Origin of the sequence: Streptomyces sp. NPDC059371 (assembly GCF_042751995.1) — a bacterium.
Taxonomy (GTDB): domain Bacteria; phylum Actinomycetota; class Actinomycetes; order Streptomycetales; family Streptomycetaceae; genus Streptomyces.
Map to the genome: position 1 here is coordinate 123,560 of NZ_JBHYXD010000017.1, position 9,329 is coordinate 132,888.

At 72.1% G+C, this 9,329-nt stretch carries 4 protein-coding genes; all 4 read right to left on the minus strand.

What is annotated here, in order from left to right; genetic code table 11:
- Positions 1 to 108 precede the first annotated feature (108 nt).
- Positions 109 to 3,468, minus strand: coding sequence for a dTMP kinase (gene tmk, locus ACFXGX_RS13150; RefSeq protein ID WP_384789092.1), 3,360 nt, complete (start codon positions 3,466 to 3,468; stop codon positions 109 to 111).
- A 124-nt stretch (positions 3,469 to 3,592) separates the two neighbouring features.
- Positions 3,593 to 6,418, minus strand: coding sequence for a type I DNA topoisomerase (gene topA, locus ACFXGX_RS13155; RefSeq protein WP_384789095.1), 2,826 nt, complete (start codon positions 6,416 to 6,418; stop codon positions 3,593 to 3,595).
- Between the two features lie 247 nt (positions 6,419 to 6,665).
- The gene (locus tag ACFXGX_RS13160; protein WP_384789098.1) at positions 6,666 to 6,863 is read right to left on the minus strand and encodes a hypothetical protein; all 198 of its coding nucleotides are present in this window, start codon (positions 6,861 to 6,863) and stop codon (positions 6,666 to 6,668) included.
- Positions 6,864 to 7,533: 670 nt separating this feature from the next.
- Positions 7,534 to 9,063, minus strand: coding sequence for a methyltransferase (locus tag ACFXGX_RS13165; RefSeq protein ID WP_384789101.1), 1,530 nt, complete (start codon positions 9,061 to 9,063; stop codon positions 7,534 to 7,536).
- Positions 9,064 to 9,329: the final 266 nt, after the last annotated feature.

Genomic DNA, 9,329 nt, shown 5'->3' on the forward strand with positions numbered 1-9,329 from the left:
CGCACTTTGCCTCGCGTCGTCCATTGTGCGGGTCGCCACTGACAACCGAGGCCACCCGCCCTACTGGAGACCGCCTACCGCACCGCGCACCGCGCACCGCGCACCGGACTAGCGTCGCCGCCCGCCCCGCCCACGGCCCTGGCCCTGGTCTTCGTCCCAGTCGTCGTCCTCTTCGTCGCGTGGGCCCAGCAGTTCGTCCGCCAGGCTCGGGAGGTCGCCGAGCGGGGTCTCCTCGGCCCAGTCGGGACGGGGCCTGCGGCGCGGGGCGCCCGTCTCGTCCACCTGCGGCAGTTCCCGCGTGCGGTCGGAGGGACCCTCGGGCCCCGCCGGCCGCTCGTCGCGGAAGAAGCCCCGGGGCATCCGGTCCGTGGAGTCGCTGGACGGCTCGTCGCCCCGGCTCCCCGCACCCCTGTCCCGTACCGGAGGAAGAACGGCCGTCTCGTCCGCCGGACCCGGGTCCGGGGAGACGGCCGGCAGCACCGCCGTCTCGTCCGTCCCGCCCGGAACCGGCGGCTTGGGCAGCGTGGCCGTGTCCTCGACGTCGGCGCGGGATCCGAGGCGCTTGCCCGCACGGCGTGCGTCCGGTCGTACGGGCGGAAGCACGGCGGTCTCGTCGACAGCCCTCGCGTCGGTGACGACCGGCGTGGGCACCGTCGACTCGTTGTCCGGCGCGGAAGGCGCCACGGCCCCGGAAGACAGCGCGGCCCATGAGGGCTTCGAAGTGGCGGCGGGGGAAGCCGACGGAGACGCCGAGCGCTTCGAGGCCTCACCGGCCTCGAGTCCCTTCCCGGCACCGGCCTGCGAACCCGTCGGGCCGTCGGACTTCGGGGCCGTCCCGGCACCCGGCACCGCGGCCTCGGCCGAAGCCGCCGCGGCCGCCGAAGCGGCGGCGGCCTCCGCTGCGATCCGCCGGGCCTCCTCGGCCCGCAGCAGCGCCTCCTCGGCCTTCCGCTGCTTCTCCAGGCGGCGTTCCTCGGCCTCGACGCGCAGCCGCGTCTCCTCCTCGGCCTGCCTGCGTGCCCGTTCCTGCTCCGCGGCCCGTGCCTCCTCCTCGGCGAGAAGGCGGAGCCGCTCCTCCTCGGCGCGGCGGCGGGCATCCTCGGCGCGCTGCCGGGCCTCCTCCGCCTGGCGCTCGGCCTCACGCCGCTGGGCCTCCTCCAGCTCGCGCTGCTTGCGCTCCTCCTCCTCGGCGCGCAGCTTCGCGAGCTGGGCCTGGCGCTCACGCTCCAGGCGCTCCTCCTCCGCCTTGCGGGCGGCCTCTTCCTCGGCCTTGCGCCGGGCTTCCTCCTCGGCCGCCCTGCGCGCCTCCTCCTGGGCCTTCACCTCGGCCTCGGAGAGGGGCAGCAGCATGTCGAGCCGGTGCCGTACGACCGTGGTGACGGCCTCGGGCTGCTGCGCGGCGTCGACGACCATGTAGCGGCCCGGGTCGGCGGCGGCGAGCGTCAGGAAACCGGACCGTACGCGCGCGTGGAACTCGACCGGCTCCGACTCCAGCCGGTCGGGCGCCTCGGTGAACCGCTCGCGGGCGGCTTCCGGCGACACGTCCAGCAGAACGGTCAGATGCGGTACGAGCCCGTCCGTCGCCCAGCGGTTGATGCGGGCGATCTCCGTGGGGGACAGATCGCGGCCCGCGCCCTGATAGGCCACGGACGAGTCGATGTAGCGGTCGGAGATGACGATGGCGCCCCGCTCCAGCGCGGGTCGTACGACCGTGTCGACGTGCTCCGCGCGGTCGGCGGCGTACAGCAGGGCCTCGGCGCGGTGCGAGAGGCCCGCGGACGACACGTCGAGAAGGATCGACCGCAGCCGCTTGCCGACGGGCGTGGCGCCCGGCTCGCGGGTCACGACGACCTCGTGGCCCTTGGCCCGGATCCAGTCGGCGAGGGCCTGCGCCTGGGTGGACTTGCCGGCCCCGTCACCGCCCTCCAGGGCGATGAAGAAGCCGCTCGTGGCGGGCACCTGCGCCGGGTCGTCACCGCCGCGCAGCGCGTCCAGCAGGTCCTTGCGCAGCGGCACGCCGGAACGGTCGTCGACCTTGGCGAGCACCAGGGCCGCGACCGGCAGCAGGAGCGCGCCGACCAGCATCAGCGTGAAGGCGGCGCCGCCGTGCGCGAACACGAACTTGCCGCTTTCCAGACGGTGCGGGCCGATCGCCGCGGCGACCAGCGGCGCCACGATCGCGCCGACCGCGACGAAGACCCGTACGACCGCGTGCAGGTGCTCGGTGGTGCGGGCCCGCCGGTGGTCCTCGGTCTCCTGGTCGAGCAGCGCGTGTCCGGTGTTGGCGGCGACACCCGCACCCACGCCGGCGAAGGCGAGGATCAGCAGCACGGTGGTGACGTCCGGGACGAGGCCCGCGGCCAGCAGCGTGATCCCGGTGAAGGCGATCGCCAGCGCGAGCAGCCGGCGCCGCGACAGCGACGGGAGCAGGGAGGGGGCCGTGCGGATACCGGCGACGACGCCGCCGGTCAGCGCCAGCACCAGCAGTCCGTACGTCACCGGTCCGCCGCCCAGGTCGATGGCGTCCAGCACGGCGACGGCGACGGCTGCCGAGATCGCCCCGGCCACGGCGGCGCAGGCCGGCACGAGGAGCGGGATCGCGCCCGTGCGGCCCTTGTCGCCGCCGGTGCCCGTCTTCGGGCGGCGCAGTCCTTCGAGCGGCGACCGCGCGCGCGGAGTGCGGGCGTCGGGCAGTTCGAGGAAGGTGATCACCGAAAGGGAGGCCGCGAACAGTCCGGCCGCCACGTACGAGGCGAGCGCCACCTGGTGCAGGTGGAACCAGTCGATCCCGGCGCCCAGCAGGTTGCTGACGAGGGAGACGGCGACCAGGGCGAGTGCCGCGATCGGCACCGCGACGAACGCGGTGCGCAGGGACAGCCGCCGCAGGGCGTCCATGTGGTCCGGCAGCGGGCGCACGGTGGCGCCCTCCGGCGGCGGCGCGGGCAGCAGCGCGGGCGCCGCGCTCTCCCGGCACACCGTCCAGAACCGCTCGGCGACCCCGGACACAAAGACGATGACCAGGAGTACCGCGAGCGCGTTGTCCGGGGTCCAGTCGATGAACAGGGGCGCGACGATGAGGAGCGCGGCCCGCAGGCCGTCGGCCACGAGCATGGTCCAGCGCCGGTCGAGCGGTCCCTCGGGGGAGGTGAGCGATGTCAGGGGCCCCAGGAGCACGGCTCCGAAGAGCAGCGTCGCGAGGACGCGTGCCCCGAAGACGGCCGCCACGGCGAGGGCGGCCCCGCGGGCACCACCGCCGAAGGAGCCCTCGGAGATCGCCGCCTGGAGCGCGAGCACGACCAGGACAAGCAGGGACAGGACGTCCGCGACACCTCCCACGAGGTGTGCGCTCCACAACCGCTTCAACTGCGGTTGCCGGAGCAGTGCGCGGACGGCACGCTCGCGCGAATCCGCGACCAGGGCTTCGTCGGGGGCCCAGTTGTGGGCCGTTGGCTGCTCGGCTCGCGTCATCCTGCCAGCCTATCCGGACCCACTGACTCCCCGGAGGGCTGCCCGAACAAACGGACGCCCCCACACCAAATGGTGTAGGGGCTTCCGCTCTTCGAGAGGGTCCGGCGGGTGGCTCAGCGGGGGCTCAGCCCTCCGAGGTCGCCGTCTTCTTCGCGGCGGTCTTCTTCGCGGGCGCCTTCTTGGCCGCCGTCGTCTTCGAAGCCGTCGTCTTCTTGGCGGCGGCCTTCTTGGCCGGTGCCTTCTTGGCGGGCGCCTTCTTGGCCGCCGTCTTCTTCGCGGTCTTCTTGGCCGGGCCCTTGGCACGCTTCTCGGCGAGCAGCTCGTACCCGCGCTCCGGCGTGATGTCCTCGACGCTGTCGTCGGAACGCAGCGTGGCGTTGGTCTCGCCGTCGGTGACGTACGGGCCGAAGCGGCCGTCCTTGACCACGACCGGCTTCTCGCTGACCGGGTCGGTGCCCAGTTCCTTCAGCGGCGGCTTGGCGGCCGCGCGGCCCCGCTGCTTGGGCTGGGAGTAGATCTCCAGCGCCTCTTCCAGCGTGATCGTGAAGAGCTGGTCCTCGGCGGTGAGCGACCGCGAGTCCGTGCCCTTCTTCAGGTACGGACCGTAGCGCCCGTTCTGCGCGGTGATCTCGACGCCCTCGGCGTCGGCGCCGACGACGCGCGGCAGCGACATCAGCTTGAGGGCGTCCTCCAGCGTCACCGTGTCGAGCGCCATCGACTTGAAGAGCGAGGCGGTACGCGGCTTGACGGCGTTCTTGCCCGTCTTCGGCGTGCCCTCGGGGAGCACCTCGGTGACGTACGGGCCGTAGCGGCCGTCCCTGGCGATGATCTGGTGACCCGACTGCGGGTCGGCGCCGAGCTCGAAGTCCCCGCTCGGCTTGGCGAGCAGTTCCTCGGCCAGGTCGACCGTCAGCTCGTCCGGGGCCAGGTCCTCGGGCACGTCGGCACGCTGGTGGTTCTCGTCGTCCTTCTCCCCGCGCTCGACGTACGGACCGTAGCGGCCGACGCGCAGCACGATGCCGTCACCGACCGGGAACGAGGACACCTCGCGGGCGTCGATGGCGCCCAGGTCCGTGACGAGCTCCTTGAGACCGCCCAGGTGGTCGCCGTCGCCGTTGCCGGCGTCGGCGGCGCCGGCGGTGCCGGTCGCGTCGCCCTCGCCGAAGTAGAAGCGCCTCAGCCACGGCACGGCCTGCGCCTCACCGCGGGCGATGCGGTCGAGGTCGTCCTCCATCCTGGCGGTGAAGTCGTAGTCGACGAGCCGCCCGAAGTGCTTCTCCAGGAGGTTGACCACGGCGAACGACAGGAAGGAGGGCACCAGGGCCGTCCCCTTCTTGAAGACGTAGCCGCGGTCGAGGATCGTGCCGATGATCGACGCGTACGTCGACGGGCGGCCGATCTCGCGTTCTTCGAGTTCCTTGACCAGGGAGGCCTCGGTGTAGCGGGCCGGCGGCTTGGTGGCGTGGCCGTCGACCGTGATCTGCTCGGCGGACAGCGGGTCGCCCTCGCCGACCTGCGGGAGGCGGCGCTCACGGTCGTCGAGTTCGGCGTTCGGGTCGTCCGCGCCCTCGACGTACGCCTTCAGGAAGCCGTGGAAGGTGATCGTCTTGCCGGACGCGCTGAACTCGGCGTCCCGGCCGTCGGCGGACGTGCCCGCGATCTTCACGGTGACGGAGTTGCCGACCGCGTCCTTCATCTGGGAGGCGACGGTGCGCTTCCAGATCAGCTCGTACAGCCTGAACTGGTCGCCGGTCAGTCCCGTCTCGGCGGGAGTGCGGAAACGATCACCAGAGGGGCGGATCGCCTCGTGCGCCTCCTGCGCGTTCTTGACCTTCCCGGCGTACGTACGCGGCTGCGCCGGCAGGTAGTCGGCGCCGTAGAGCTGGGTGACCTGGGCACGGGCGGCCGTGACGGCCGTGGCCGACAGGGTCGTGGAGTCCGTACGCATATAGGTGATGAAGCCGTTCTCGTACAGCTTCTGCGCCACCTGCATGGTCGCCTTCGCGCCGAAGCCGAGCTTGCGCGAGGCCTCCTGCTGGAGCGTCGTCGTACGGAACGGCGCGTACGGCGAACGGCGGTAGGGCTTGGACTCGACCGAGCGAACGGCGAAGTTCGTGTCCTGGAGGGCGGCGGCGAGCGCGCGGGCGTTCGTCTCGTCCAGGTGGAGCGTGTTCGCGCCCTTGATCTGGCCGAGCGAGTCGAAGTCGCGGCCCTGGGCGACGCGCTTGCCGTCGACCGAGGTCAGCCGGGCGACGAGGGTGGACGGGTCGCTCGCGTCACCGGTGCGGCCGGTGCCGAAGGTGCCGGTCAGGTCCCAGTACTCGGCGGAACGGAAGGCGATGCGCTCGCGCTCCCGCTCGACGACGAGCCGGGTCGCCACGGACTGGACGCGGCCGGCCGACAGGCGCGGCATGACCTTCTTCCACAGGACCGGCGAGACCTCGTAGCCGTAGAGACGGTCGAGGATGCGGCGGGTCTCCTGGGCGTCGACCATGCGCTTGTTCAGCTCGCGCGGGTTGGCGACGGCGCTACGGATCGCGTCCTTGGTGATCTCGTGGAAGACCATCCGGTGGACGGGAACCTTGGGCTTCAGGACCTCCAGGAGGTGCCACGCGATGGCCTCGCCCTCGCGGTCCTCATCGGTGGCGAGGAAGAGTTCGTCGGAGTCCTTCAGCAGGTCCTTGAGCTTCTTGACCTGGGCCTTCTTGTCGGCGTTGACCACATAGATCGGCTGGAAGTCATGTTCGACGTCCACACCGAGGCGGCGAACCTCACCGGTGTACTTCTCCGGCACCTCCGCGGCACCGTTGGGGAGGTCGCGGATGTGCCCGACGCTCGCTTCGACGACATAGCCGGGGCCGAGGTAGCCCTTGATCGTCTTCGCCTTGGCAGGCGACTCGACGATGACGAGTCGGCGGCCGCCGTGTGCGGTGTCGCTGGTCGGGGACAACTTCGCTCTTCTCTCCGGTCGACGCGGAATCTCCTCGGGCTTTGCTCCCGAGGGGTCGGGTCATGCTGACGCTGCGGAGTGTGACGGTACATCCCGCCCCCGTGTCAAACGGGAAAAGCCCGCAACGGCCACTCGAACGGTAACCCGACTACCGCCATTCCTGCCGCCCGGAGTGTCGACCCGCTCTTCCGGGCCTATCCGGAGGGTAACTTCCCAGTTACCGGAGCGGTGCTGCTCACGCGCGGTCTCACAGGCGCGTGAAGCACCACACCCCGAGTGCCAGCGCCCCGCTTCCGGCGACACCCGCGAGGGTCGCCGATGCGACGCGGTTCACACCGTGGGCGACCGGTTCGCCCTGCCGTACCCGGACCACCGTCCAGACCAGTATTCCGCCTCCGAACAGGGCGAACACCATCCCCGCGAAGATCGCCGGCCCGATTTCCATGGCTCTGTCCTTTCACCCCGGGTCCCCAGGCTCGGGAGGCTGACACGCCCCGGCAGCGGGCGTACGAACCCACGGTGAACGCCGGGCAACCGGCGCCCCATGGGCCCCTCACGCCGCACCCGACGCCTCGGTCCGCCCCACCGCCCACCGTCCGCAGACGCGGCCTTCCGCGCCCCCGACTGTGGCGAATCCGTCGTTCCCGTCCCCTCCCGACCGGCGGCCGGCGGTCTCCGCCCAGCGCTCCGCCCGCTCCCGGCTCACTCGACCCGCCGCCGCGGAGTCACTCTCCCCCGCAGCCGGACTCTTTCTTTCTCGTCCTTTTCCACGAAGCCTTTCCCGTGGCTTGAGTCCGCGCCCCGTCCGTCCGCCTATCCATATCCGTCATGCGGGCCGGCCATTCATATCGGCCGTCCCGTACGCCCCCTGTCCGGGCCATACGGTTACGCCGGGTAACCACCTCCGACGATCACGGCCCCGACGAAGCCGGCCGCAGGTTGGCCGGATTCCCCTCCCGGGTGGACGGCACCGAAGGAATTCGGGCGGAACACGAACCAGGACGGCAGGGTCCATCCCCTGCGGCGCGAGCAGGCGCGGGCAGGGCCGGCCGTCTCCTCGTAGCCTCCCCGCCGCGCCGGGACGGGGCATCCGGCGGTCCGACGGCCCGCCCCCGCTACTCGACCGGCTCCAGGAATCCCTGCTCGACCAGCAGGCGGATCTGGGCGGGTGTGCGGTCCCGTAGCAATACCGGGTCCTCACCGACCAGTTGGGCGATGGCGTCGAGGATCCGGCCCGCGCTCAGGGTGCCGTCGCACACGCCGGCGAAGCCCGCGCCGACCGTGTCCACCTTGGTGGCCCGGCGCATACCCCGGTGCTGACGCAGCACCACATGCTCCGGGTCCTCGGCGCCGGGCAGTCCGACCTGCTCCTGCACGACCTCCGCCACCAGTCTGAAGTGACCGGCCAGCAGACCCGCGTCGTCGTGCCGTCTCAGATAGTCGACCCGGTCGAAGTGCTCACGTACGGCGTCGCCGAGCGGCTGCTCGACGGAGTGCGGCCACTCCTCCACCGTGATCGACGGCTGTGCCGCGGTCGTCCTGCGCAGGGTGATCCACCCGAAGCCGACAGCCTTCACCTTGCGGGTCTCGAACTCGTCCAGCCACGCGTCGTACCGCGCCTGGTAGTCGGCCGGGTCGGCCCGGTGGTCGCCCGAGTCGCGCAGCCACAGCTCCGCGTACTGCGTGACGTCCTGCACCTCGCGCTGCACGATCCACGCGTCGCAGCCGCGCGGCACCCACGAACGCAGGCGGTCCTGCCAGTCCTCGCCCTCCACGTGCTGCCAGTTGGCCAGGAACTGGGCGTACCCCCCTTCGTTCAGCCGGTCCCCCGCCTCTTGAACGAGCGTGCGGCACAGATCGTCCCCGCCCATGCCGCCGTCGCGGTAGGTCAGCCGGGCGCCCGGCGAGATCACGAAGGGCGGGTTCGAGACGATCAGGTCGTACTTCTCGTCCGCGCGGACCGGCTCGAACAGGGAGCCCTGGCGCAGGTCGGCGGCCGGGGCCCCGGAGAGCGCGAGAGTGAGCGCGGCGACGTGCAGGGCACGGGGGTTCAGATCGGTCGCCGTCACGCGTGTGGCGTGCTGCGCTACATGCAGGGCCTGGATCCCGGAGCCGGTGCCCAGATCGAGCGCGGAGTCGACGGGCCGGCGCACGGTGATGCCTGCGAGGGTCGTCGAGGCGCCTCCCACGCCGAGGACGACCCCTTCGTCCCGGCTGCCGATGCCGCCCGCACCCCCGACGGCGCATCCGAGGTCGGACACGATGAACCAGTCCCCGCCATCGGGCCCGCCGTAGGGCCGGATGTCGACGCTCGCCGCGACCTCGTCCCCGCCCGTCCGGGTCAGCCAGCCGCTCTCCAGGGCGTCCTCGACGGGCAGCACGTCCGCCACGCGTGCGTACGGCACAGGCTGCTGCAGCAGGAACAGCCGGACGAGCGTCTCCAGCGGTGTGTCCCCGCGGGTCGCCCGGAGTGCGGGCACGGTCTCGCTGCGTGCCAGCGCGGCGTACGCGGCGGCACCGAGCAGGTCGAGGAGACCGTCCGCGGTGAAGGAGGCGCCGAGGAGCGCGCTCCGCAGCCGGGCGGCGATGTCGGCACGATCGGACGAGGGCAACGGTGGCAGGCTGGTGTGACTCACGCCTCCCATTGTGTCCGCTATCGCCCACGGGCACCCACACCTGTGGACAGAGCCCGCCTGTGGACATCCCCACCTGTGGACAGAGGTTCACCTGCCGACCGCGGACCGCCCGTGGGCAGAGGTTCACCAGTCGACCGCGGCTCGCCAGTCGGACAGCGGTTCACCAGTCGACCGCAGCTCGTCCGTGGACAGCGGTTCGGCAGTCGACCGCGGCTCGTGTGGACAGCGCCTGCCGCGCGCGCCGCAGGACCCAAGGAGAGCCCGGCACGCAGGCG